The sequence below is a fragment of the Maridesulfovibrio ferrireducens genome (genome assembly GCF_016342405.1).
In the GTDB taxonomy this organism is placed as follows: Bacteria; Desulfobacterota; Desulfovibrionia; order Desulfovibrionales; family Desulfovibrionaceae; genus Maridesulfovibrio; species Maridesulfovibrio ferrireducens_A.
The window spans coordinates 281738-305913 of sequence record NZ_JAEINN010000002.1; the positions used below are offsets into that span (position 1 = coordinate 281738).

The 24176-nt window shown below is 40.6% G+C and carries 21 protein-coding genes; 10 read left to right on the forward strand and 11 right to left on the reverse strand.

The features are described 5' to 3' along the window. The first annotated feature begins 36 nt into the window (after window positions 1-36). The 3 genes from JEY82_RS03155 to JEY82_RS03165 all read left to right on the forward strand — a co-directional run bounded on the left by JEY82_RS03155 (window position 37) and on the right by JEY82_RS03165 (window position 4717). Window positions 37-1884, forward strand: a complete 1848-nt coding sequence (locus JEY82_RS03155) for a BRCT domain-containing protein (RefSeq protein ID WP_304082465.1) — start codon at window positions 37-39, stop codon at window positions 1882-1884. Window positions 1885-1926: 42 nt separating this feature from the next. Continuing rightward, window positions 1927-2703, forward strand: coding sequence for a 4-hydroxy-tetrahydrodipicolinate reductase (dapB, locus tag JEY82_RS03160; protein ID WP_304082467.1), 777 nt, complete (start codon window positions 1927-1929; stop codon window positions 2701-2703). Between the two features lie 148 nt (window positions 2704-2851). Beyond that, window positions 2852-4717 (forward strand): potassium transporter Kup, encoded by a 1866-nt coding sequence (locus JEY82_RS03165; protein WP_304082468.1) that lies wholly within the window; start codon window positions 2852-2854, stop codon window positions 4715-4717. Window positions 4718-4748: 31 nt separating this feature from the next. Here the strand turns inward: JEY82_RS03165 and JEY82_RS03170 are convergent, their stop codons facing one another. The 4 genes from JEY82_RS03170 to JEY82_RS03185 form a co-directional block, all read right to left on the reverse strand. Then, a complete protein-coding gene (locus JEY82_RS03170) occupies window positions 4749-5123 on the reverse strand; it encodes an Hpt domain-containing protein (protein WP_304082470.1) in 375 nt (124 codons plus the stop codon). A gap of 12 nt (window positions 5124-5135) precedes the next feature. After that, window positions 5136-6563, reverse strand: a complete 1428-nt coding sequence (locus JEY82_RS03175; RefSeq protein WP_304082472.1) for an RtcB family protein — start codon at window positions 6561-6563, stop codon at window positions 5136-5138. A gap of 76 nt (window positions 6564-6639) precedes the next feature. Further along, the gene (locus tag JEY82_RS03180) at window positions 6640-7071 is read right to left on the reverse strand and encodes an ACT domain-containing protein (protein ID WP_304082473.1); all 432 of its coding nucleotides are present in this window, start codon (window positions 7069-7071) and stop codon (window positions 6640-6642) included. A gap of 27 nt (window positions 7072-7098) precedes the next feature. Next, window positions 7099-8406 carry a phenylacetate--CoA ligase family protein gene (locus JEY82_RS03185; protein WP_304082476.1) on the reverse strand — a complete coding sequence of 436 codons (1308 nt, stop codon included), beginning with the start codon at window positions 8404-8406 and terminating at the stop codon, window positions 7099-7101. A gap of 77 nt (window positions 8407-8483) precedes the next feature. Between JEY82_RS03185 and JEY82_RS03190 the strand changes: the two genes are divergently transcribed. The 4 genes from JEY82_RS03190 to JEY82_RS03205 all read left to right on the forward strand — a co-directional run bounded on the left by JEY82_RS03190 (window position 8484) and on the right by JEY82_RS03205 (window position 11049). After that, a complete protein-coding gene (locus JEY82_RS03190) occupies window positions 8484-8606 on the forward strand; it encodes a hypothetical protein (protein WP_304082477.1) in 123 nt (40 codons plus the stop codon). 254 nt (window positions 8607-8860) lie between these two features. Continuing rightward, window positions 8861-9241, forward strand: coding sequence for a ribosome silencing factor (gene rsfS / locus JEY82_RS03195; protein WP_304082479.1), 381 nt, complete (start codon window positions 8861-8863; stop codon window positions 9239-9241). A 30-nt stretch (window positions 9242-9271) separates the two neighbouring features. Next, complete coding sequence (gene gpmI / locus JEY82_RS03200) at window positions 9272-10804, forward strand: 2,3-bisphosphoglycerate-independent phosphoglycerate mutase (protein ID WP_304082480.1); 1533 nt, start codon at window positions 9272-9274, stop codon at window positions 10802-10804. 2 nt (window positions 10805-10806) lie between these two features. Next, window positions 10807-11049: a hypothetical protein gene (locus JEY82_RS03205; protein WP_304082481.1), complete on the forward strand. Its 243-nt coding sequence runs from the start codon at window positions 10807-10809 to the stop codon at window positions 11047-11049. A gap of 80 nt (window positions 11050-11129) precedes the next feature. Here the strand turns inward: JEY82_RS03205 and JEY82_RS03210 are convergent, their stop codons facing one another. From JEY82_RS03210 to JEY82_RS03240, 7 genes are all read right to left on the reverse strand, one after another. Beyond that, window positions 11130-13388, reverse strand: coding sequence for a carboxyl transferase domain-containing protein (locus JEY82_RS03210; RefSeq protein WP_304082482.1), 2259 nt, complete (start codon window positions 13386-13388; stop codon window positions 11130-11132). A gap of 9 nt (window positions 13389-13397) precedes the next feature. After that, the gene (locus JEY82_RS03215) at window positions 13398-14816 is read right to left on the reverse strand and encodes a biotin carboxylase N-terminal domain-containing protein (protein WP_304082483.1); all 1419 of its coding nucleotides are present in this window, start codon (window positions 14814-14816) and stop codon (window positions 13398-13400) included. A 415-nt stretch (window positions 14817-15231) separates the two neighbouring features. Then, entirely contained in the window at window positions 15232-15831 is a 600-nt protein-coding gene (locus JEY82_RS03220) for a lipopolysaccharide assembly protein LapB (RefSeq protein WP_304082485.1), read from the reverse strand. A gap of 174 nt (window positions 15832-16005) precedes the next feature. Beyond that, window positions 16006-17277, reverse strand: coding sequence for a Y-family DNA polymerase (locus JEY82_RS03225; protein ID WP_304082487.1), 1272 nt, complete (start codon window positions 17275-17277; stop codon window positions 16006-16008). After that, on the reverse strand, window positions 17274-17714 hold the full coding sequence (locus JEY82_RS03230) for a LexA family transcriptional regulator (protein ID WP_304082489.1): 441 nt from the start codon (window positions 17712-17714) through the stop codon (window positions 17274-17276). The genes JEY82_RS03225 and JEY82_RS03230 overlap by 4 nt, the downstream gene beginning before the upstream one ends. Before the next feature lie 152 nt (window positions 17715-17866). Next, window positions 17867-18781: an exopolyphosphatase gene (locus tag JEY82_RS03235; RefSeq protein WP_304082490.1), complete on the reverse strand. Its 915-nt coding sequence runs from the start codon at window positions 18779-18781 to the stop codon at window positions 17867-17869. Between the two features lie 164 nt (window positions 18782-18945). Next, window positions 18946-19368, reverse strand: a complete 423-nt coding sequence (locus JEY82_RS03240; RefSeq protein WP_304082492.1) for a universal stress protein — start codon at window positions 19366-19368, stop codon at window positions 18946-18948. A 766-nt stretch (window positions 19369-20134) separates the two neighbouring features. On the opposite strand from JEY82_RS03240, the gene JEY82_RS03245 reads away from it, so the two are divergent. The 3 genes from JEY82_RS03245 to JEY82_RS03255 all read left to right on the forward strand — a co-directional run bounded on the left by JEY82_RS03245 (window position 20135) and on the right by JEY82_RS03255 (window position 24117). Further along, the gene (locus JEY82_RS03245; RefSeq protein WP_304082494.1) at window positions 20135-20707 is read left to right on the forward strand and encodes a TetR/AcrR family transcriptional regulator; all 573 of its coding nucleotides are present in this window, start codon (window positions 20135-20137) and stop codon (window positions 20705-20707) included. A gap of 375 nt (window positions 20708-21082) precedes the next feature. Further along, the gene (locus JEY82_RS03250) at window positions 21083-23185 is read left to right on the forward strand and encodes a transporter substrate-binding domain-containing protein (RefSeq protein WP_304082496.1); all 2103 of its coding nucleotides are present in this window, start codon (window positions 21083-21085) and stop codon (window positions 23183-23185) included. Window positions 23186-23214: 29 nt separating this feature from the next. Next, a complete protein-coding gene (locus tag JEY82_RS03255; protein ID WP_304082498.1) occupies window positions 23215-24117 on the forward strand; it encodes a TIGR01777 family oxidoreductase in 903 nt (300 codons plus the stop codon). The last annotated feature ends 59 nt before the right edge of the window (window positions 24118-24176 follow it).

The window sequence follows — 24176 nt, forward strand, 5'->3', positions numbered from 1 at the left end:
TTCTTATCAAACATAATTATCAAATATTAGTATATCGTGAAAAAAACAGACGAAAAAAAAATTGCTGAGCTTGTAAAAAGGCTCGAAAAACATAACGAAGATTATCGCCGCGGCATGCCGACCATTAGTGATGCCAGATATGATGAACTGACTGAGGAACTCCGCGATCTTGCACCTGAGCATTCTTATTTAACGAAAGTAGAACCTGAAAGTTTCAGTAATAAGATCGAGATAAGGCATCCTAAACCGATGCTTTCAACTGAAAAGGCTTACACTGTCGAAGAGCTTGAAAGGTTTGTTCAGCGAGTTAAAAAGGAAGCTAAATCGCTTGGCATTCAAACTGTTGAATACAGAATTACTCCCAAGCTTGATGGTTTAGCTGCCCGTGATGACGGGAATATTTTTGCTACCCGCGGTAACGGTGAAGTCGGATATGAAATTTCGAGCGCTTTTGCCAAGGGCGTAATTGCTGTTGGTGGACGCGGTCAGGGTGTCGGCGAAATTGTGTGCAGTCAGGATTATTTTGACGAGCATCTTTCAGATGTATTCGAGCACCCACGCAATATGGTTGTGGGTATTGTTACCTCAGATAACGTAAATGAAGCATCAAAACAGGCTCTGCAAGACGAGGCTATCCGGTTTGTTCCTTACAGTACTTTGCCTAAAAAAGTCGTGAACGGTGAAGAGCTTGTAAGGGATGTCTGGAAGATTACAGATGAGCTTTGGGAACAGGCTGATTATCCGCTTGATGGAATGGTTGCCGAAGTTACAGATAAAAAATTGCAGGATGCTCTGGGGGCGACAGCCCATCATTACAGGTGGCAGATTGCCATTAAGAAGAAAGGCGAATCTGCTGTAACCACTGTTAATGAGATTCGCTGGCAGGTTGGTCGTATGGGCGCAGTTACTCCTGTTATGGAAGTGGAACCTGTTTCTGTTTCCGGCGCCACAATCAGTAATGTTACGGCTCATAATGCCGGAATGTTGCGGGATCATTCCATAGGCAAAGGCGCAATTATCAGAATTATTCGTAGCGGTGAAGTTATTCCTAAGCTTGAAGAAGTCATAAAACCGGCAGATTCGGTAGAGCTTCCTACTCTTTGTCCTTCTTGTGAGGCGGAACTTTATTGGCAGAATGATTTTTTGAAATGTCCTGATTTTAATTGTCCGGCCAGAGCGGAACAACGTCTTGAATATTGGTTCAAAACTTTGGGAAATGCTGACTGGTTCGGAAAAAAGACTATTTCAAGACTTGTAAAAGCAGGTCGTAGCTCTCTTGAGTCTGTTTATACAATGGGAGAAGAAGACTTTAGTAAACTTGGTTTCGGCCCTGTTCAGTCTTCCAATCTGGCAGAAGCAATTTATATAAGTCGAACTAAAGAAACAGATGATTGGAGATTTTTGGCCGCATTCGGTATACCTGATTTAGGTAAGGCTGACAGCCGTAAGTTGCTTGGAAATTTTAAGCTTGAAGATATTGTTACGGTAAAACAGGCGCAACTGGCAGATATTCATGGTTTCGGAGCGATTACCAGTTATTCTGTTACAGCCGGAATTAAGGCTATTAAAGAAACTATTCTGCATATGCTTGAATTTAATTTTAACTTGCGCCGTACTCCGCTTGAAGTCGAAACAGAGAGTATTGAAAGCCCTATTACCGGTAAAGGAATCGTTTTCACCGGAAAAATGATTCAGGGATCTCGGGAAGATATGCAGGCTATGGCCCGTAAATTGGGAGCCAATGTGCAGACATCTGTTACCGGAAAGACTAATTTTCTGGTTTGCGGAAGCAATGTTGGTGAGAAAAAAATGGAAGCCGCCCGAGCTAAGGGCGTAGAGATAATGACTGAGAGTGAATTTATGGATATAGTCAGCAAGGGCTGAGAATAGATTCCTTTTAAAACCGTAAAATTTTAGGAGCACAAAATGACTGATATAGTAATTATTGGAGCAAAAGGGCGCATGGGGGCAACTTTGGTGCGTCTTGTTCAGGAAAGTGATGAGCTGAACCTGTCGGCTGTTATGGAACGTTCAGGGTGTGAGCAGGGTCTTGATGCTCTAGGGTGTGTCTGCGGAACATCTCCTGATGAAGTTCTGGTTAAAGTTCCCGGTGCGGTTATTATTGATTTTACAGCTCCGGCAGCAACATTGAGACTTCTTGAAACTGCGTCAATTACTGGAAACCCGGTTGTTATCGGAACTACAGGTATGACTGCGGATGATTTGCTTAAAGTTGAAGAGTTCGCGAAAAAAGTTCCTGTATTCCTTGCCCCGAATATGAGTGTCGGTGTTAATGTTCTGCTTAAAATTCTGCCTGAACTTGTACGTATGTTAGGGCCTGCTTATGATATGGAAATGACTGAAATTCATCATAATAAAAAAGTTGATTCTCCAAGCGGAACAGCTCTTAAGCTGGCTGAGTGTATGGCCGAAGCTCGTGGTCTTGTTTATGATGAAGTTAAAAAACATGGTCGTGACGGTATTGTCGGCGCGAGAACAAAGGATGAAATCGGTGTGATGGCTGTTCGCGGCGGAGATGTAGTCGGTGATCATACCGCTTACTTCTTCGGCCCCGGTGAACGTATAGAAGTTACACATCGTGCTCATTCCCGCGATACCTTTGCTCAGGGCGCGCTTAGAGCTGCCGCGTGGCTCGCTGATCAAAAGCCTGGAAAAGTTTACTCTATGGCTGATATTTTCTAGTCACAATCGTCTTAAAAGGTTAATAAGGTCGTATCGGTTTATCCGATGCGGCCTTTTTTTATTAATAAATTCAGATTAACTTTTTATATTTTTGCTAAAGTTAAATTAAAACTTTAACTTTTAGTTTTCGTAACTAGATTTAATAAATATGACTAAAACAAATAATGTTTCAAGACAGGCTGCTTTATCGATTGGGGCTCTTGGGGTTGTTTTCGGTGACATCGGAACCAGCCCTCTCTATGCCTTGAAAGCTTGGTTCAGTGGACATCATGCAATTGCATTAACGGACGGAAATGTACTGGGGGTTCTTTCGCTGATTATTTGGTCTCTTTTGATTGTTATCAGTCTCAAGTATGTCACGTTTGTAATGGCTGCGGATAATAAAGGTGAAGGCGGAATATTTGCACTCTATGAGCTTGTAAGCCAAAACAGGAGCGGACGTTCAGTTTTCGTGATGCTTATAGCTACGCTTATCGGGGGAGCGTTGTTGTACGGAGACGGGGTAATTACGCCTGCTATTTCAGTCCTTTCCGCTATTGAAGGGCTTGATATCGCAACAACGCTGGCTCACGGTTATATTACTCATATTTCCTGTGCCATCTTGCTTCTTCTTTTTACTTTTCAAAGTAGCGGGACTGATAAAATAGGACGTTTGTTCGGCCCGGTTATGCTGCTTTGGTTCATTGTTATAGGTGCTTTCGGTGCGCTGTCGATGCTGAATAATATTGTCGTATTAGAAGCTTTCAGCCCGCTGCATGCCGTTCGTTTTTTCGCTGAAAACGGGATTGCCGGAACACTTGTTCTCGGAGCGGTTGTCCTGTGTGTTACAGGGGGAGAGGCTCTTTTTGCAGACATGGGCCATTTCGGGCGAAGACCTATTACTCTTGCATGGTATTTTGTGGCGTTGCCGAGCTTGCTCTTAAATTATTTAGGGCAGGGCGCTCTGCTGATAAATAATCCAAAATTTATTGTTAATCCCTTTTTCAGTTTATTTCCCAAAACAATACTTTTACCGATAGTCGGTCTTGCCACATTGGCCGCAATTATTGCTTCACAGGCTATTATTTCAGGTGCTTTTTCACTCACAGCTCAGGCTGTTCATCTAGGTTTCATACCGCGTATTCGTGTTTTTCAAACTTCTGAACTTAATCCGGGGCAGGTTTATGTTGGATCTGTTAATTGGATTATGGCTGCGCTCAGTATTTTTTTAGTGATATCGTTTAAGCATTCAGAAGAACTTGCAGGCGCTTATGGAATAGCAATTACCGGAACTATGGTTATTACAACTTACCTTTTCTGGTTTTATTTAAGAAATATTCGTAAATGGAATGTGGTTCCGGCAGCAATTTTAATCAGTTTTTTTGCGTGTTTTGATTTAGGTTTTTTTATTGTTAACTTCACTAAAATTGATGGAGGCGGATGGTTTCCTATTCTGCTGGCCTCGATTGTTGCCTATATAATGTACGTCTGGTTATGGGGTAGGGAGGAAGTTTATGATTATGTTATGGAAAGAGGGCTGCATATAACCGACCTTGAATCTGAAATTGAAAAGTATATTCTTGCAAAAACACCTGGTGAAGCCGTGTTTCTTGCCGCCTCGGATTATATTCCTCATGCTTTTTTGCAACATCTTAGAAGGAACAGAGTTGTACCTGAAAAGCTTATTTTTTTGCAGGTTAAGAGTTTAAACGAGCCATATGCTGATTCAGGACAGCGGATTTTTGTGAAGAAGTTGAAAAATAACGTTTCATGGATGACTGTTTCGTACGGGTTTATGGAAAAACCGAACGTGCCCGTGTCAGTTCTTCAAGCTTGGAATCAAATCGGAATTAGAAAAGAGGAGTGTAATTACTATGTTGGAAGGGTTTTTATAAAGTATGATGACGAACGCACAGATCATAAAATTAAAAGGAAACTTTTTATTTTATTAAGCTCAATTTCAGATAATCCAGTTGATTATTTTAAAATACCTGAAGAGCTGGTTGTTACTATAGGTACTGGAGTCAAGTTGTAGAGGGAAATTAATTATCCAATCCTTTAATTTTTTATTTGATAAATTCGCTCATAAAGTCATAAACTGATTTCATTTCATGCTCAAGAACGAGCATGTCTTTGTAAGCTTGGTCGGTATTTCCGGCCAGTGCACTTCGTTCAAGATCGAGGCAGGCTTCTTTGACTCTGTCGGCACCCATAGTAGCGGCTGCTCCTTTTAGGGAGTGAGCCAGAAACTTTAGCTTGTCCATTTCACCCGTTTGAAGGGCGTCTCTAATTTTGTGAACTCTATCCGGTTCATCGCGAAGAAACACAGAAAAAAGTTTTTTGAGGAACTCTTTTTTGGTGGATGCCATGGATTTTAGCCAAATATCATTAATTACGTCGTTAGCTTTCATTTTAGGACGATAGGTTAAAACCAAATTCATTTCTACAAGTTTTCAGCCTTTAACACATATAATTGGCTTAAGGCGGGCGATTATTTTTGAAATTCCCGCTTGGTCAGCGACGTTTATTACTCTTTCAACATCTTTATATGCTTTTGGAGCCTCTTCCGCCAGTCCTCGTATTGATCCACTTTTTATAATAATTCCATCAAGATTGAGTCTGTCTTGAATGTTTTGTCCTTTAAAAGATTTTAATGCCTTGGTTCGGCTCATTACTCTTCCGGCACCGTGACAGGATGAGGAGAAGGAAAGCCCAGCAGAAGCTGTTGTGCCTGCAAGTATGTATGATGATGTTCCCATACTGCCGCCGATTATTACTGGCTGGCCATATTTTTTAAATTCATGCGGAAGTTTCGGTGAGTTAGGCTCCAGAGCTCTAGTCGCTCCTTTGCGATGTACATAAAGCGTTTTCATGTAACCGTTAATGAGGAATTCTTCCCGGTTGCAGGTATTGTGGCTTACATCATAGAGAAGTTTGAGATCTGCTTCCGGTAATATGTCTGCAAAACAGTTTCTCACCAGATGGGTTATCCTCTGTCTATTGGCAAGGGCGCAATTTATGCCTGCTCCCATGGCTTTAAGGTAATCTTGTCCCAGACTTGATTTTATAGGCGTGCACGCAATGTCTTTATTCGGTAGTTTTATTCCATATTTTACAGCACTTTTGACCATGAGAGGTAAGTAATCTGTTGCTATTTGATGACCTAACCCTCGCGAACCACAATGTATGCTGACAAGGATTTCATTTTCGGCAATTCCGAATGCTTTTGCTGTTGGCTCATCAAAAATTTTTTCAACATATTGAACTTCAAGGTAATGATTTCCTGACCCCAGAGTTCCGAGCTGATCGGTCATTCTTTGTTTTGCTTTCTTAGAAACTTTAGAAGGATCGGCCTGTCTGAAAACTCCATTGTTTTCGATGCGGCGTAAATCATCAGGAAATCCCATTTTTTGTCCGACTGCCCAGGAAGCTCCGCCTGAAAGCATTTCGTCCATTTGATCATTTGTAAGTTTGAATTTTCCGCCGACTCCTGTTCCTGAAGGTATATTTTTAAAAAGAGAATCTGCGATTTTTTCTGAGACTTCTTTCAGGTGATGTTTCTTAAGTCCTGTGGTCAGCGTTCTTACTCCGCATGAAATATCGAAACCTACTCCTCCGGCTGAAATAACACCTTTTTCAGGATCAAAAGCACCGACTCCGCCAATAGGAAAGCCATAACCGGAATGTGCGTCCGGCATAATGCAGACCGGTCCGACAACCCCGGGCAGCGATGCAACATCCCGCATTTGTGAAACGGTTTTGTCATCGAGATCGTGAAGTATTTTTTCATCGGCAAAAATTACAGCATCAGTATTCATAGGGCTTATTTTTTTAATTTTCCATCTGCATGGCCCTAATTTGGTGAGCAGTTCAAGATTCATTAAAATCTCCTGAAATTAAAAAAGGGCCGGGAAAAATTCCCGGCCCTTCAAGTAAATCATAATAACAGGTTGTTTGCTACAGTTTTGAAAGTTCTTCGCTGGGGATCATCTGGATATTATTCTCAGCAAGCAGTTCAATTGCCTGATCTGTACGGTCAAAGCGGAAGATAATGACGGCATTATTACCGCTTTGCTGAACAAATGCGTACATGTATTCAACGTTGATGCTGGCATTTCTGAGCATTTCCAGCAGGCTGTGAAGTCCTCCGGGATGATCATCGACAACGACGGCGACAACAGTTGTTTTACCAACAGTGAATCCTGCGTCTTTCAGAGTCTTCTGAGCTTTATCAAAGTCAGAAACTATGAGTCGTAGAATGCCGAAATCTGAAGTGTCGGCAAGGGAAAGAGCGCGTATATTAACTTTTGCTTCACTGAGAAGTCTGGTTACTTCTGCAAGTCTTCCGGCACGATTTTCAAGGAATATAGATAGCTGATCACATTTCATAATGTACCTCGCTTTTATTGGGTTCGGTTATTGGTTCTCGTTGCGAAGGTCGACAATTCTTTTGGCTTTACCGGTCGAACGCTCAATAGAGTTAGGTTCTACCAGTTTAATCCGGGCTGTTACACCAAGGAATTCTTTGATATTTCTTTGTATCTTTCTTTCGAGGCTCTGTAAATTTTTAATTTCATCGGAGAACGCGGTTCCTGCGACTTCAACTTTGATAGTAAGAATATCAAGGTTTCCATCTCTATGGATTTCCAGCAGATAATGTGGAGACAATCCTTCGGTTTCGATGAGAATAGATTCAATCTGAGACGGGAATACATTCACGCCGCGAATGATCAGCATGTCATCGCTTCTACCTTTTACGCGCTGCATTCTTGCAAGTGTTCTGCCGCAACGACAAGGTGTGTAAGTGATTTTTGTCAGGTCGCGGGTACGGTAACGGATGAGTGGGATGCCTTCTTTTGTGAGTGTGGTTACAACTAATTCACCGACTTCACCGGGTTTGGCCAGCTCGCCTGTATCAGGGTTGATGATCTCAGGAATAAAATGATCTTCCATGATATGTAGTCCGTCCTGTGCTTCAGCACATTCCATTGCGACTCCGGGTCCCATTATTTCAGAAAGTCCATATATATCAAGAGCTTTGATGTTAAGCTTATCTTCGATCTCTCTGCGCATGGATTCGGTCCATGGTTCCGCTCCGAAAATACCAACTTTAAGTGGTAATTCTCTGAAATCGATACCCATCTCTTTTCCTGTTTCGTACAAGTAAAGAGCATAAGAAGGTGTGCAGCAAATTGCTGTTGCACCGAAATCTTTAAGAAGCATAATCTGGCGTCTTGTTCCGCCGCCGGAAATAGGAATGATAGTAGCTCCGAGAGCTTCTGCTCCGTAATGTACGCCGAGTCCGCCGGTGAACAATCCATATCCATAAGCATTATGAATGATGTCTTCCGGGGTTGCTCCCGCCATTGCGAACGCGCGAGCCATCAAACCCGCCCAGTTTGCAATGTCGCGTTTGGTGTAGCCCACGACAGTTGCTTTCCCGGTGGTTCCTGAGGAAGAGTGAATCCTTACAATGTTTTCACGGGAGACCGCGAACAAACCGAAAGGATAATGATTGCGCAGATCCTGCTTTTCGGTAAAAGGCAATTTTTGAAGGTCGGAAAGGGAATTGATATCATCGGGTGTAATTCCGAGTTCTTTAAACTTTTTTGTGTAGAAAGGTACATTGGCATAAACGCGTTCACAAAGTTGCTTCAAACGTTTAAGCTGAAGTGCTTCCAATTCTTCTCTAGGCATTGTTTCTTTATCTATATCGAAGATCATTAATTGCCTCCTCTCCTGTTTACTCCTTAGTATAAAAGGAGATCTATGGGAAAAAAAAGAGCCACAGGGGTGTACCCATGGCCCTGAAAGTTTTATTAGTGCTTATCTCTGTAGCCAAGAATTGGCTATTAGTCATTTTCGAAAAAGATGAATCTGAAAAGAAAAAACTGGGATTAAGCCTGTTTGGTTATATCTCATAAGTAGTTACTCGCAGTCAAGTTTGAATGTGCGGTATCTTATTTTCAGTGTTTTTGATGGTATTGATTGCGTACCGGGCATAAATTCTCTATATAATCATATTGTAGGTTAAATACTGTGAGTGGGACTGTGCATGGTTGTTCATGACGGATGAATATCGCGCAGGGGATTTAAAACCCTATATCCTGTTTTTCGCAGTTTCTTCAAAGTGCGTTCCTTTGTTTAAGGGGGCGCCGAGTTAATAAAATATAAAAGAATGAAAACTAAAAGTAAAAAATTTAAAGAGATCGAGACTCAGGACAAACTTCAGCTCGTTGCAGAATGGCTGGATGAAAAACAAGCAATTGACCTTATAGCTATTGATGTAACCGGGATTTGTCCGATTTCAGAAATAGTAATGGTTGTCAGTGCAAAAGGTATTCGTCACGCTCAGTCATTGGCTGATAACACTCTCGAGAAGCTTTCAACTGGAAATATTGAGTATCTTGGAATGGAAGGTTACCAGACCGGAGATTGGATTCTTCTCGATTTGAACGATATTATCATCCATATTTTTCAGGAAGATAATCGTGGTTTTTATAATGTTGAAGGATTGTGGTCCGAAGGGACTAAAGTTGAATTGGATATTAACCGGTAGGCCACGAGTCTCCGTTTTGAGGTCTATATCATGTCAGAGCAGTCCGGTACTCCCACAGTTCTCCTTATTCTAGACGGATGGGGAATTGCCCCGGCTGGTAAAGGTAATGCTGTGCAGCTTGCCAATACTCCGGTTTTGGACAGTCTTTTTAAGACTTATCCTAATACGCATCTCAAATGTTCTGGTAGAGCTGTCGGTTTACCTGATGGTTTTATGGGAAATTCTGAAGTTGGTCATACCAACATCGGAGCCGGACGCGTTGTTTATCAGGACATGACTCGGATTGATATTGATATTGAGAAAGAAAAATTCGCTACGAATGATGCAATATGCGATTTAATTGATAATGTGAAAGCCTCCGGTGGGCGTCTCCATTTTATGGGGCTGCTTTCGGATGGTGGAGTGCATTCACATATCAATCATCTTTTTGCTTTGCTTAAAGTAGTTAAGGATGCCGGAGTAAGTGAAGTGTTCGTCCATGCTTTTATGGATGGGCGAGATACTTCGCCTACTAAAGGCAAAGAATACATGCGCCAACTGGTCGATAAGATGAATGAAATCGGAATCGGGAAGGTTGCGACCATCTCGGGCCGATATTATTCAATGGATCGCGATAATCATTATGAACGGAATGAAATTTCCTATCGTGCTTTGGTTCTTGGCGAAGGTGTCGAGGCTTTTGATCCGGTTAAAGCGATTGAAGATGCCTACGAAGCAGGTGAAACTGATGAGTTCATTAAGCCGCGAGTTCTTGTTGAAACTCACGGACTGATGCTTGATGAAGATGGTGTTTTCTTTTTTAATTTCCGGGCAGACCGCGCTCGTCAGATGTGCAGGATTTTAAACGACGAAGATTTTAATGAATTTGAACGTCCTGTTGTTCCTGCTTTTAGCGACTTCGTGACCATGACTCGTTATGAAGGTGATTTTCCTTTTCCTGTAGCCTTTCCTCCGCAAAATATTACTAATCCTATTGGAGAAGTAATATCGAATGCCGGACTCAAACAGTTGAGAATTGCTGAAACGGAAAAATATGCACATGTTACATATTTTATGAATGGCGGAAGGGAAGAACCTTTTCCTAATGAGGATAGAATTCTTGTTCCTTCGCCCCGTGAAGTGGCTACATACGATCAGAAACCGCAGATGAGCGCCGAAGAAGTTACTGAAAAACTTATTAATATTCTGCCGGATTATTCTTTGTGTATTTGTAACCTTGCCAACCTGGACATGGTTGGACATTCCGGAATAATCCCTGCGGCCATTTTAGCCTGTGAAACTGTCGATGCCTGTGTCGCTAGAATTATTGAAGCCGTTACCAAGCTTGGCGGGCAGGTTTTCCTTACTGCTGATCATGGTAATGCGGAAGAGATGATTGACGCTGACGGCGGACCTCAGACAGCCCACAGTTTGAATGAAGTTCCTTTAATTTTCATAGGTGACGTTTTTAAAGGACGAACTCCTTCTTCCGGAGCTTTGTGTGATATAGCTCCTACTATTCTGAATTCAATGGGCATTCCTGTTCCAAAGGAAATGACCGGTAAAAATCTTATTGAGAGTTAAAAATGTCTGAATCTGGAAAGCCGTTATCTCCTGTCCGTCCAAGCGGGATGGAAATAATTTTTCTATATCCCTGTCCTTTTTGTGAAAGATCTGTTCCCTTTGTTGCTCCTACACGGCCTGTTATGGTTCAATGTGATTCGTGCCGTAAGAACTTTCCAATTGTTCCGGTCGATGAAAAAATAGTCAGGTTTTATAAAACTATGCTCGCAAATGGGCATGCTGCAATTGATCCTGATTTTTTCTAGTCGATCACTTTAAAAATAATAAAAAAAGCCTCTTTCTACTAAGCAGAAAGAGGCTTTTTGATTTTGTTCGGGGATGCTTACTATCTGTAGTACAGGTTTCTTCCACCAACGGTAAGAAAAGCCTGATGCAGATTTCTGCGGATGTCTCTGCGGTCCCAGATGTCCTGAATGTGACCACGGGAGAGAGCGTTGTAAGCGGAATGGTAATCCGGTGGAATGTCGAGTCCTGTAGTTTCTTTAATAACCCCGGGACCGGCAAAACCGAGACGGGATGAACGAACTGCGTACTGATATGGTGAGCAGCCTAGAAAACTGGCGACAGGTCCTGCGTAGGAGTTTGTATCATATAAAACGATATATAGTCCGCCAGATTCAATGTAACGGCGAACTGCGAGAGTACAGCGCGGCATTTGGATCAGTCCGTTTGTTCCTTCCTGAATCCTGATTCCGGCAGTTCCGTGAACATATGCCAGAAATGGATATCTCTTTTTACCGGCAAGTTCGAGGGCGCGAATAAACTTTTCACCTTCCGCAGCGCCGACTGATCCACCTCTGAAGGGGGCGACAAGTGTAGCGCAAGTGACTTTGGTGTGTTTAATATGGCCTTCAAAAGTAATACAACCGCTCTGTAGTCCGGTTTTTTCTTTCGCCGCGTCCAGCCTGTTCTGATAGTTAGGAAAGTTGGTCGGGTTGGATGCGCAAATTGATTTATTGAATTCGCGCACAGTTCCCCAGTCAAATACATTGGCAAGATACCAACGGTATTCCATAGGGAAGTGATGGCCGCAAGTAGGACAGACCCCGCCGAATTCGTCAAACAGATCACGTGACCATATTTCAAGGCAGCCGTCTTTTTCAGCATTAGGGCAGGTTATTTCCCTGTCTTCTGAAGCTCTGGGGCTGACAAAATGTCTATAATCTGCTGGTGGAATATCGTCATCTTTCTGTGCGGAAAGTTTTGTCAAAGCAAATTCGACTTCGGAGCTTTCCTTGGTAGAAAATCCGACTTTGCCTATAACGCGTTGTTTCAATTGGTCAACTTTATTCGTTATGACATGAAGTTCGTCTTTAGTTTCTTCAACAAATCTTTGAAGTTTGGATTGATATTTTTTTATTAAATCATAGCGGATAGTGGAATAAGCAGCAGCCATAGCATCCACTTTCGCAGAATTGATTTTTTCTACCAGAGTTCTTTTATCTTCGTAGGCATCTTGAGCCATTCGACGGTATTTTTTATACCTCTTCCACAGCAAGCGGTCTTTTTCATTGCTGTTGATAGACCAGCGTACAAATACAGATTCATCCGTCAGTTCTTTTTTATTACGGCTTTTAATCGCTACGCCACGAAACGGACTAAGGCCTTTCACGCTTAAAACGATTTCATCAGTGGCTCTGATAACTTCAGCTCTTATAGTTTTATAAAATTCAAAATGTTCAGGGCGGGAACCTAGTGCGGGTTCCTTGATAATACCGTCGATGTAACCGAATCCGAGGTTGTCTTTCGCAGTAATGCGCTGATTTTTGGCGCAAGACTCAATCAACTCAGTCGGGGCACGTTGTCCACCGCGAAGTCTGCCTTCGATTGCAGCCGCACCCTCAGGGGATATAACCGAGTAATAACCGTGGGAAAGCATGAGGCGTTTATCCGCCATGGCAATGGCTTCTGCTCCGCCTGATCCACCCTCTGAAATAACGGAGATGATCGGAACATCCAATCCGCACATTTCATAGATGTTTTCAGCAATTTGCTGAGCAGCACCCGGGTAGTCTTCAATCGGGAATGAGCCGGGAGTAAAGACATAGGTATGGATGGGAATATTTTCGCGGGCAGCGACTTTCATATAGCGAAGTGCGTTAGCATTTCCCCAAGGTTTGATACAGCCGCCGTTACGGAATTCCTGTCCGTGTCCTTTTTCCTGTCCGACTACCATGACGGGCTGATTATGCACTTTTTTGCCGATTCTTCTAGAGATGTAGGCTCGCGCAATAACCATACCGGGGTCGATGCTCATGTCATCCTTGCCGCCGACAACAGTGTAGTTGTCATAAACATTTTCAAGAATGTCTTTAAGACAGATTCTTTCGGAATGACGAACAATACGGACTTTATCCATGGGAGTAAGGGTATTATCAATATCCTTTTCCAGAACAGCGAGGCTTTCAGCTACGGTGTTCAGTTTATCCCACAGTTCTTCCTGAGTCAGATTAATATTTCGATCTAGGAAGGTGTCAAGCTTTTGGGCAAAAGCAGTAAGGCGTCTGTCCTCGGTGTCTCCGAGGATGTCGCGCGCATACTGGACCCGCTTGATTAATCCATCCAGTTTTTTTTCTATATCCATAATGTATAATTAGAATTCCAGTAGATTGTTTGTTTTTTTGGCCAGAAACTTCAGGTTGGACTTAAGTGAAATGTTCTTTCTGTCCTTTCCTTTCAGCACGAATTCATTAAGGAATTCGTGTCCGCGTTTTTTGGCTTCATTCAAGTCTTTTCCCCAAATAATGGCTAGAGCCAGATTCGGGTCAAATTCGGTAGGGATCTGATAGGGCAGTTCTTTAGGAATATGAGTGTGCATTTTGAGCCACGGATGTTCTTTCCAATGAAGTTCTTCAATTTCTCCAGCCCATGGAGAGAATTTGTCATCGGTGTCTTCTGCGATAATTCTATATTCAATCCCGACACCGTTAAGTGTTATGTCGTCTTGTGTGTAGCCAAGTTCTTCACCAAGTGCGAGTCTGATCTGTTCTTTGATCAAATTCACATTCGAGTCGCCGTTAATACTTGAAATCTCAGCCGAAACACCATTTTCAACCTGAATACGAGTATTTACTTCCATTAGGAAAGGGTCTCCCTTTGGAGTTACAATCCATTCCCATGTGCCAACGCTGTCATAGTTGATTTCGTGAGCCATACTTAATGAATGGTCAACAATATCTTTAATGACTTTTTGAGCGTCAAAAGAATAGGTCATGCCTTCCGGGAAGAATCCTGGAGCTACTTCGATTCTTTTCTGTCTGCCGGGGCTTTGCACCGAACAGTTTCTGGTGCCGAAGTGGACATGGTGTTTACCGGATTTTTCAGAAACAATCTGGACTTCAAGGTGGTTGAAGTTGAATATGCGCTGTTCAATAAGAACACCTTCATCATTAAAGGTACGCAGTGAGTAGTTTCTGATTTGACGGTAAACTTGGCGGAATTCTTCGATGCTGTAGACTTCATCGATTCCCATTCCACCGCCGCCTGCTGACGCTTTAACAAGAACTACAGGGCTTTTAACACCTTGTTCGTTTTGGAATTCAAATAAATTAGAAGCAATTTCTTCTGCTTCCAGTTCATCGTAAATAGCCCGGTCAGAGCCGGGAATTGTAGGTACATCAAGTTTTCTGGCTAAACGTTTGGTGTTAATCTTGTCACCAAGATCACGAATAACCCGCCATGAAGGACCGATGAAAATCATTGGCCTGTCTCTTTCTGTTACTCTGCGGGCAAAACGGTAGTTTTCAGAAAAAAAACCGTAACCCGGGTGAACCGCTGTACAAAGCGTTTCATCTGCAACGGAAAGAATATCACCGGCATCGTTGTAGGATCTGATTTTGTAAAGTGATTCTTCCCCGCCGAGCTCTCTTGCAAGAGTGACGTGTCCTGAATCTTTATCCTCAGTCGTGTATACACTGACAAAATCGAGATCGAGATCTTTACATGCCTGCATGATACGCACGGCAATCTCGCCTCTGTTTGCAATTAATATTTTATCTTTTTGAGATTTCAAAGCGACTCTCCTGAGTCTTGCGAGTTTGTTCGATATATTAAGGAGAATAAACCTATTTTTTTTAAAAAATACGCAATCTTTTTAAGCCAAATGGTGAACCTGTCAAGTTAAATGAAATTAACGCTTATGAAGGTATAATTTTAATTAGGTTAGGGTTAATGAAAAATACAAGTAATTATAGCTCGTTATCCAATTGGATAACAATAAAGATGCTTGATTTTCTAAATTCTATCAGTTTTGCAGTCTGTTATTGTTTTTAAGCAAGGTTGCCATATTAAACTACTATAGGTTGATCTGATAAAACAAAGACAGCCTGTCGTCAAATTTGTAAAAATCTGTCGCAAGGGCTGTTTTGTCAAAAAAAAATCCCGCACTCTTTTGCAGGGTGCGGGATTTTAAGGTGTTAAGAGTAATCTTACATAATGTCGAACATATCTAACAGGCTTGATTCATTCTCTTTTGCCGTTTTAGAACTTTCTCTGGCTTTAATGGTGTCTTCCATTATTTTGGAAACAGAAACAACTTCATGTCCTTCCGGAAGAGGTAATTCTGCTACAAATCGTTCAGTATCATTTAGTTTTTGAGGACTAAATTTTTCTTGATACACTGACATTCTTGTATAGATAGTGATGTGTTCAAGAGCCTTTTCAGGTTGAGCTAGCTCTTTATAAGCGCGGGCCAGTTTTCTGTGTGCAAGTCTTTCTTGACCTTCATCAAGATTCATTTCGAATCCTTTGAGGATGATATCGACTGCTTCCTGATTTTTACCTTCACGAAGGTAACAGTCTCCGAGCATTATGTAGCTGGGACCGAATTCTGGGTTGGCATCAAGAGCCTTCTTAAAATAGGTCGCTGCAGACTCGTCGCAGTTAAGCATGAATGCTACAGTTCCTGTCTGGTGAAGGCCGGCAGCCTCCTCTTTTGTTCCGCATCCTGTAAGAAGGATGGCAAGAATCAGGGGGGCACCCATAAGTTTGACGGTTTTTATTAGTCGGGCAGACGAATTATTCATCATATATAGGATTATTCCTTTTTTGCTAAAAATGGTTTCGGTAGCTTTTTACTTCTTTTTTGTTCATGCCCTAATCTTTTGGAATGAGCAAGTTTTAGCAGATATGGGGAGCAGTACAAAAGTAATATCCGTTTGATTTCTGAATTGATAATTATCATGCTGTTAGACTGGAATATATTATTTTATTTCAGGAAGTTCCGTCCAGCATGTAGTATAGTCCGGAGATTTAAAATTTCTGCTCATCTGCCAAGATTGATTAATTCCTTCCGAAGCATAGTTCAAAGTCCCTTTGCCGAATCTGGTGTTTGCCGCATCCAGAATTTTCATCAGATTATTTTTCTTTTCGTTTTTGATATTGTTTGTAAACTCTAAAATATTTGCCTGCCGGTTATTTTTATTAATGATATCCAGCAGAACTACTCCTGTTTTTTTGAATCGGTATCCGGTCTTGTAAATTGATCTAAGGCTTTTGACAGCGGCTGAAATAAGTTCGGGAGTGTAGTCCGTTGCTATTTGAAATTTTATTGTTGCGGAATTTGAATATTGCGGAAGAGTGTTGTGTATATTGGTTTCAATATAAACCATTATTCCTCCAGCAAGTGATTGCTGTTTTCTTAATTTTTCAGCGGCTCTGGTCACGTAAGATGCAACTGATTCTTCCAGTTCCGGCAAACTTAAAATGGGTTTTCCGAAAGATCTGGACGTAACAATGGTTTTCTTAGCTGGTTGGGATTTATCTAAAGTGAAACAGGGGATACCGCGCAATTCCATTGCTGTCTGTAGTCCCGTAACTGTCAGATTTTTTTTAATCCATAAGTCGGGCAGTTCTTTAAAAAGATACGCACTTGTAATATTATGATCTGATAATTTTTTACCGTTTTTTCTGCCGATCCCCCAAATGTCATTTACTGGAATCTGCTTTAGAAAATCTTCGTTTTTATGCGTGTCGCAAAGTTCGAATACTCCGTTTGTCCATTTTTCCTTTTTAGCAAATTTATTAGCAGCCTTAGCAAGGGTTTTTGTGATTCCGAAACCTACGGATACTGGGATTCCTGTCCACTTTAAGACTTTTTGTCTTATTTTTTGTCCTATTTCATTTAGATTTTTTAAATCCGCCCCGGAGAATTCCAGAAAAGATTCATCTATAGAATAGACTTCCATTGATGGTGCAAAGGTTGAGAGAGTGTTAACAACTCGTTGCGACATATCTCCATAGAGTGCGTAGTTTGATGAAAATACGCGCACACCGTGTTTTTCAAAAAAAGCTTTATATTTGAATGCAGGCGCTCCCATAGGAACTCCAATAGTTTTTGCTTCTTGTGAGCGTGCGATAACACAGCCGTCATTATTTGATAAAACCACGGTCGGAGTGTTCTGCAATGACGGGACAAAAACTCGTTCACAGGAAACATAGAAATTGTTGCAATCAACCAGAGCTAAAATTTTCATGATCCAGCTTTATGAATGATGTAGGTTACAACTCCCCATATCTCGAAAGAGGTTTCTTTAGTTACTTCCAGTACTGGGTAATCTTTATTTTCAGGCATGAGGAATAATTTATTTCCAGTTTGTTTTAGCCTTTTGACCGTTAACTCTCCGTTATATACTGCAATTACAATCGAATTATTAATTGCTTCCAAAGCTCGATCTACAATCAGTATATCTCCAGATTCAATATTTGCGTCCTGCATAGAGTCTCCGTATGCACGGACGAAAAAAGTTGCGGCAGGGTGGTTGATAAGGTGTTCATTCAAGTCCATTTTTTTATCGATATAATCATCGGCCGGAGAAGGGAAACCGGCGGCGACTTCTGAGATATAAAAAGGAAGCGCGGTTATATTTTTTGTTTCAGGAAGGAAAAAATCAGTACTTTTTATATAATTCATAGGGCTTAAAGGTTCTCGTTTTTTTGTTTTCTGAAATTAAAATGTGTATTTATTATTAACAAAAAATGAGAAATGTCAATCTTAACTAAACATAAGAAGCAAAAAAAGAGCCGTCGATTATGGCGGCTCTATGTGTAGTTAATTAGTAGTGATTACTTGTTCATAAATTTCGCGATCAGTTCTCCGAGAACTGCATCAGCCTGATCGTGGGGGACCTGACATGTTCCAACCTGCTTGTGGCCACCACCGCCGTATTCCAGAAGTGTGCTACCCACATCAACTTTACAGGTGCGCTTAATAATACTGTATCCGATAGAAAATACTGTGTTTTGTTTCAGTTTACCCCAGATAATCTGAATACTTACATCACACTGTGGGAACATCGAGTATACTGTGAATCTGTTACCGGGATAAATTTCATCTTGTTCACGAAGGTCTAATATCAAAACATTTGCAAAGACTTCTGCTCTGTTTTTGAGCATATCCCGGAATTGTTGATCTCTTTCAAGGTAAAGGTCTATACGTTCTTTAACATCAGGCAGTTCAAGAATTTCGGTAATGTTAAGAGTCCGGCAATATTCGATTAAGTTTTCCATCAACTGATAGTTACTTACATTGAAATGTCTGTATCGTCCCAGTCCTGTTCTCGGGTCCATAATGAAACCGAGCATGATCCATCCGATCGGGTTTTCGACTTCTTCAGCTGTAAGGTCGCCACTATCTACTTTATCAACATAGTATAGCATTTCGTCGAATTTATCGTCGAATTTTTCATGTCCGCCGAAGTATTCCCAGATGACCCTTGCAGCACTTTTTGCTTTTCTGGACATTCCCTGAAAATCAAGATCCATTCCAAGTCGCTCTTCTTCACTGGAGTGGTGGTCAAACCAGTATCCGCAACCTTCGATATACGGAACGTTTGCAACGATGTCGTTGGGGTCTCCGGGGTATTTGCCGTCCTGAACATCTTTAGGATGGACAAACATCCAGTTATCCATAATTCCGATATCTGTTAGAAGGACTGCACAAGCTAAACCGTCAAAGTCAGATCTTGTCAAAAGCCGCATGCACCTCTCCCTGTGGGTTAGGAAAATATAATTAAATTTTATTCAGAGATTCAAGTTAAATAGATTATTTGTATTAAATTAAATTAAAAATTATTTAATTACAATCTGATTTTTAAGAGAAAAAAATACATTTAAAAAATAACTGTGTTTAATCGTTAGTGAATCTATTTTATTATTAAAACAGGACAATTCGCGGTGTTCAACACCTTATGTGTAACACTACCAATGAGTAACCCTTCTAAGTCTGATTTTCCTTTTGATCCCATTATAATCAAGTCGCATTCTTCAGTTTCTGATACTGTTATTATTGAGTTAGTTGTATCTCCGCCAATAGTTTTATCACTAAGTGATATTTTTTCAGCCTGAGGGTCGTCCATGTATTTTTGAAGAATAGCGTAAGAGTTACGGGTTGCTGTGTCTATAGCTTTTTGAAAATTAGGTTCACCCAGTCCGGATGGAACAGGAGGGTGGCAGTGCAACAGGATTACTTTCGCTCCGCACATTTCGGCCAGATCAAAGCCATATTTTACAGCGTTGTCTGAGTGTATTGAGCCGTCAACAGGGATTAATATTTTTGAAAAAATCATGCTTACTGTTCTCCTGTAATTTTTTATACATTACTTGAACCTTGAGTGAGGCGCAACCCGGTTAAGAAGTTAATAATTATTTTATAATTTAAAATTCGTAATTTGTAAGTCGACAATATAGGTCTAAGTTGAATGATCAATCAGTGTTTTTTAAGGGTATTAATTGTGTTTTTATTATATGTATTTAAGTTTTTATATGATGTAAATTGTCCAATTGTATTTTATTAGTCAGGTATAAATAGGGTTTATGTGAAAAAGTATTTTGTTAAATATTTTTTCACAATTTGTTGACAAAAATAAAAACTGAACGTAGATACTGTCTCAGTTGATGCCGATCAAGATTGATCTGAGCGGATTGTGCAAGGTTTGATGTTGTCTTTTGCAGCTGTAGAATTCCTTCAATTAAGACTGTAGGGGTCTTGACATGGAGTGTGAATGGCGGCGGCAAAAAAAGTAGAAATTTTCTACCGCATTTTACAATGTGAAATAGCTTAGATACAACCTTAAAATGCGACCGCATCGTATTTTAAGGTTGTCAGGCATTGATTAGATCATTTAAATATCACTGTTTAGTTAAGATATAATTGTTAGCAGCAGTTTTTTATTGATCAGTTAGTAAACCCACCTTCAGTTTCCATTCCTTAAAGCAGTAGCCCCTCTTCCCAGAGGGGCTTTTGTCTTTTTAGTGTAGCGTTGACGTTTACAAAGGATTTACGTAAAAATATTTTTATTATTATAGATATTAAAGTAAAAAAAGAGATTCTTGATGACAAAAAAAGAAATAGTTTTAAAAACAGCTAAAGAGATATTCGGTGAACTTGGATATAGCGGCACAACCTTTAAGAAGATTGCTGACCGGGCAGGTGTTGCGGTCGGACTGCTTTCACATCATTATGGAAACAAGGAAAAACTGTTCAAAGAAGCCGGATTTGATGTAGCTGAAAGACTTAGTTCTACTCTTCAGGACGAGGTTTTACAGGCAGAAAATGGTTATGATGCTGTATACAGGTTCGCTAAACGTTATCTGGAATTTTCAATTGATCCAGATGAAGATTTTCTAGTTCTTGTTCGCTGTTCACCTTTTAGCGATCTTAAAACGGGAGCGGATCGGGATGCTATGGTCCATAAATTTGCTCAGATCCCTGTTTTGCTGGAAAATTGTGTTGCACGGGGAGTTCGGGACGGTTCCATCCCTAATTTGTTGGTAGCGGAGACAGCTTCTGTTGTTTTGTGTAACCTTGTAGGTGCGGTTCGAACTAAACTTTTAACTCCATACAGTCCTCCCAAATTATACGATGAGGCTCTTAAATTTATGATGCGCAGCTTGAAAGCCGCTTAGATTTTAAGAAGATCTAATTAAATAATAATTTGTGTTTTCACTAATTCTTTTTCTAAAAAATGATTGATATCAGTTCACACTCTTTATTGTTTATATCTGCAGAATATATTTACCACTCCCTTTCTTAGAACTTGTTTTATTCTTATTTTACAGTAGCTTATTCTAAAGTATTAATTAAAATATTTATAGTAATTAATACGTTATGGAATGAGTCTGCTCTTTTTTTGTGATCTGGACATCATTATAAAAAAATGGTTTATTGTTATTAAGAGTAGAAATTTAGCTATTCTATGATGGTGTTGTTGTAAGTGAAAATGGGTGAAGCAAATTCATGGACAGTTCCGTTGGACCTGTAGAAAGTACTCGGAGATTTTAATGACTTCGAATTTTCACGTCAGAGATTTGTTTATAATTTTTACTTTTTTGCTATGTCTTTTCGTTTTTCCAGCCAAAGTATTTGCCGCTCACATTCTTGTTCAGGGAGATTATAATTATCCTCCCTACGAATTTCTCGATAACGGTATCCCTTCAGGGTTTAATGTTGACATAATGCGTGCTGTCGCTGCGGTTATGGGACTGCATATTAAAATTGATCTCGGGTCATGGAATGAGGTTCTCAGTTCCTTGAAACGTGGAGAAATTGATGCTTTAACAGGTATGTATTATTCTCCTGAACGTGCTAAATTTGTTGATTTTTCTATGCCTCATAATATTGTTTCTCATGCAATTTTTGTTCGTCAAGGCTCTGATATACGTTCTTTAGATGATCTTTCCGGAAAGGAAATTCTTGTTCAGCGTGGCGACATTATGAACGATTACGTTGTGAAAAATTATCCTGACGCTAAGATTGTTCAGGTTCGTTCTCAAATTGAAGCTTTGAAGCTTTTGGCTTCAGGTAAGTATGACGTCGCTTTGCTCGGAAAATTACAAAATCTTTTTTGGGCTAAGAAAGAAAACATTACTAATATCATAACTGTTGGACCTCCTATTGAGCCGGGTGATTACTGTTTTGCTGTACATAAAGGAGATAAAAAACTTCTTGGGCAGCTCAATGAGGGTTTGTCCTTAATCAAAAATTCCGGCAAATATGATGAAATTTATAATAAGTGGTTCGGTGTTTACGAACGTAAATCTGTGTATCGTGAGTATGCTCAATATGCGATATGGATTTTGACTCCTCTTATCGCTTTTCTCGCATTTTTTATTTTGTGGTCTTGGATGCTTCGGCTTCGGGTTAAAGAAAAAACAGCGGAATTAACTCGTGAATTATCTGAACGTCATCAAGCCGAAGAGCAACTTAGAAAAGTTCAAAGTTATTTAACTAATGTTATTAATTCTATGCCATCCATGCTTATCGGTGTTGATCAAAAAGGTATTATTACACAATGGAATACTGAGGCTGAGCGTGTTACGGGATTGTCTCCCAAAGAGGTTGTAGGTCGGTCTTTGGAGTTAGTCATACCTCATCTGCGAGAAGAAGTTGAGTTTATTCCCCATACTATAAACACTCGTCAAGAACATGTTTCGCGTAAGCGGAATTGGAAGGGGAGTAGTGAAATTCATTATGAAGATGTGACTATTTATCCCTTACTTTCTAATGACGTTCAAGGAGCTGTTATCATTATTGATAATGTAACCGAGCGCATTAATATGGAACAGATGTTAATGCAGACGGAGAAAATGATGTCTTTGGGAGGTCTTGCGGCGGGTATGGCGCATGAGATCAACAATCCTTTAGCTGTGATTCTTGGGTCTGTGCAAAATATTAAAAGGCGTATTTTTTCCGAAGTCCTACAGAATGAAGACATTGCAAAGGAATGTGACGTTTCACTTGAGAATGTTCGTAACTATTTAGAAAAAAGAGAAGTTCCAAGAATGCTGGATGCAATTCAGGATTCTTGCAGCCGTGCAGCTCAGATTGTGAGCAACATGCTCAGTTTCAGTCGCAAAAGTGATAAGAACTTTAAACTTCACAGCATAACTGAAATTATGGATAGAACTTTGGAACTAATTTCGAATGATTATGATCTGGCGAAGGAGTACGACTTTCGAAAGATAGAAATTGTCCGTGACTACGCTCCTGATCTTCCGGCTGTTTTTTGCGAAGGTAATGAAATTCAGCAGGTTTTTCTTAATTTATTTAAGAATGGAGCCGAAGCTATGGCTGAAAAGAATTACAATGGCGAATATCCACGTTTTACACTCAGAGTGCAGAGAGCGAATGATATGGCTGTTGTTGAAATTGAAGACAACGGTCCTGGAGTTGATGAGGAAAAATGTAAGAGAATTTTTGAGCCTTTTTTTACATCGAAAGGAGTCGGAAAGGGAACCGGGCTTGGGCTGTCCGTATCTTATTTTATTGTTACTGATCACCACAAAGGGAGTATGGAAGTTACTTCTTTGCCGGGTAGTTGGACGCGTTTTATTATTAAACTGCCTGTCTCCGGTAAAATCGAAGAGCGTGAATCGATGAGATAATTTAGTTTTAGAGTTTAGCAGGGGGGCTTATGCGAGTTGTTATCACGGGCGGAACCGGATTTATAGGCAAAAAGTTAAGTAAAGCTCTGGCAGTTAAAGGATATCAAGTCTTTTCTTTAACAAGATCGACAAGAGTTTCTGATATTTCCGGCGTAAGAAATGTTGTTTGGGATGGAGAGTCTTCATCGGGTTGGGAGGAATTTGCAGAAGGCGCTACTGCAATAGTAAATCTTGCCGGGGAAAACATAGCTTCAGGTCGTTGGAATGAGGCTAAAAAAAATAGAATTTTAAGCAGTAGATTAGCAGCAGGACAGGCTGTAAATGAAGCTGTTGCAAGAGCAAAAGTTCGTCCGAAGGTCGTAATACAAGCCTCGGCTACAGGTTATTACGGTCCAACAGGAGCTGAACCGGTTACTGAGGAGTCCCCGGCCGGCGATTCTTTTTTGGCTGAAGTTGCTAAAAAGTGGGAAGCTTCGACCGCCGGAGTCGAAACGCATGGAGTTAGAAGGGCAATTGTTCGAACAGGTATGGTTTTAGGATATGGCGGAGCTCTGAGTAAAATGATCGTCCCTTTTAAGTTGGGTCTGGGGAGTTATCTCGGGAATGGTCATCAAGGCGTTTCTTGGGTTCATATTGATGATGAAGTCAGGGCAATTATTTATTTGATTGAAAACAAATCTTGTAAGGGTGTTTATAATTTGAGTTCAACGCACCCTGTAACTTCGAATAAGTTTATGGAAACACTTGGGCAGGTTTTAGATAAGCCTGTTTATTTACGGGTGCCTGCATTTATTCTTAAGATTATACTCGGTCAGATGGCAGAAGAAGTGCTGTTAAACGGTCAGTTTGTATTACCTGAAAGACTGATAACAGCCGGATTTAATTTTGAGCATCTGGATCTTAAAGAAGCGTTAAGTCACTTTATTGATTAAAAAATGTCTGAGACTATCATTAATTAATAATACTTTGATAAATTTACATTAGTGTTTCA

What these genes read in the sequence shown, in the direction of transcription:
- JEY82_RS03225 (WP_304082487.1), bottom strand. Translation starts at nt 17,277, where the DNA reads ATGAAAATTTTAGCTCTGGTTGATTGCAACAATTTCTATGTTTCCTGT.
- rsfS (WP_304082479.1), top strand. Translation starts at nt 8,861, where the DNA reads ATGAAAACTAAAAGTAAAAAATTTAAAGAGATCGAGACTCAGGACAAA.
- JEY82_RS03250 (WP_304082496.1), top strand. Translation starts at nt 21,083, where the DNA reads ATGACTTCGAATTTTCACGTCAGAGATTTGTTTATAATTTTTACTTTT.
- JEY82_RS03175 (WP_304082472.1), bottom strand. Translation starts at nt 6,563, where the DNA reads ATGAATCTTGAACTGCTCACCAAATTAGGGCCATGCAGATGGAAAATT.
- JEY82_RS03165 (WP_304082468.1), top strand. Translation starts at nt 2,852, where the DNA reads ATGACTAAAACAAATAATGTTTCAAGACAGGCTGCTTTATCGATTGGG.
- JEY82_RS03245 (WP_304082494.1), top strand. Translation starts at nt 20,135, where the DNA reads ATGACAAAAAAAGAAATAGTTTTAAAAACAGCTAAAGAGATATTCGGT.
- JEY82_RS03180 (WP_304082473.1), bottom strand. Translation starts at nt 7,071, where the DNA reads ATGAAATGTGATCAGCTATCTATATTCCTTGAAAATCGTGCCGGAAGA.
- JEY82_RS03230 (WP_304082489.1), bottom strand. Translation starts at nt 17,714, where the DNA reads ATGAATTATATAAAAAGTACTGATTTTTTCCTTCCTGAAACAAAAAAT.
- JEY82_RS03190 (WP_304082477.1), top strand. Translation starts at nt 8,484, where the DNA reads ATGGCCCTGAAAGTTTTATTAGTGCTTATCTCTGTAGCCAAGAATTGG.
- JEY82_RS03205 (WP_304082481.1), top strand. Translation starts at nt 10,807, where the DNA reads ATGTCTGAATCTGGAAAGCCGTTATCTCCTGTCCGTCCAAGCGGGATG.
- JEY82_RS03220 (WP_304082485.1), bottom strand. Translation starts at nt 15,831, where the DNA reads ATGATGAATAATTCGTCTGCCCGACTAATAAAAACCGTCAAACTTATG.
- JEY82_RS03170 (WP_304082470.1), bottom strand. Translation starts at nt 5,123, where the DNA reads ATGAATTTGGTTTTAACCTATCGTCCTAAAATGAAAGCTAACGACGTA.
- JEY82_RS03240 (WP_304082492.1), bottom strand. Translation starts at nt 19,368, where the DNA reads ATGATTTTTTCAAAAATATTAATCCCTGTTGACGGCTCAATACACTCA.
- JEY82_RS03235 (WP_304082490.1), bottom strand. Translation starts at nt 18,781, where the DNA reads ATGCGGCTTTTGACAAGATCTGACTTTGACGGTTTAGCTTGTGCAGTC.
- gpmI (WP_304082480.1), top strand. Translation starts at nt 9,272, where the DNA reads ATGTCAGAGCAGTCCGGTACTCCCACAGTTCTCCTTATTCTAGACGGA.
- JEY82_RS03185 (WP_304082476.1), bottom strand. Translation starts at nt 8,406, where the DNA reads ATGATCTTCGATATAGATAAAGAAACAATGCCTAGAGAAGAATTGGAA.
- JEY82_RS03255 (WP_304082498.1), top strand. Translation starts at nt 23,215, where the DNA reads ATGCGAGTTGTTATCACGGGCGGAACCGGATTTATAGGCAAAAAGTTA.
- JEY82_RS03210 (WP_304082482.1), bottom strand. Translation starts at nt 13,388, where the DNA reads ATGGATATAGAAAAAAAACTGGATGGATTAATCAAGCGGGTCCAGTAT.
- dapB (WP_304082467.1), top strand. Translation starts at nt 1,927, where the DNA reads ATGACTGATATAGTAATTATTGGAGCAAAAGGGCGCATGGGGGCAACT.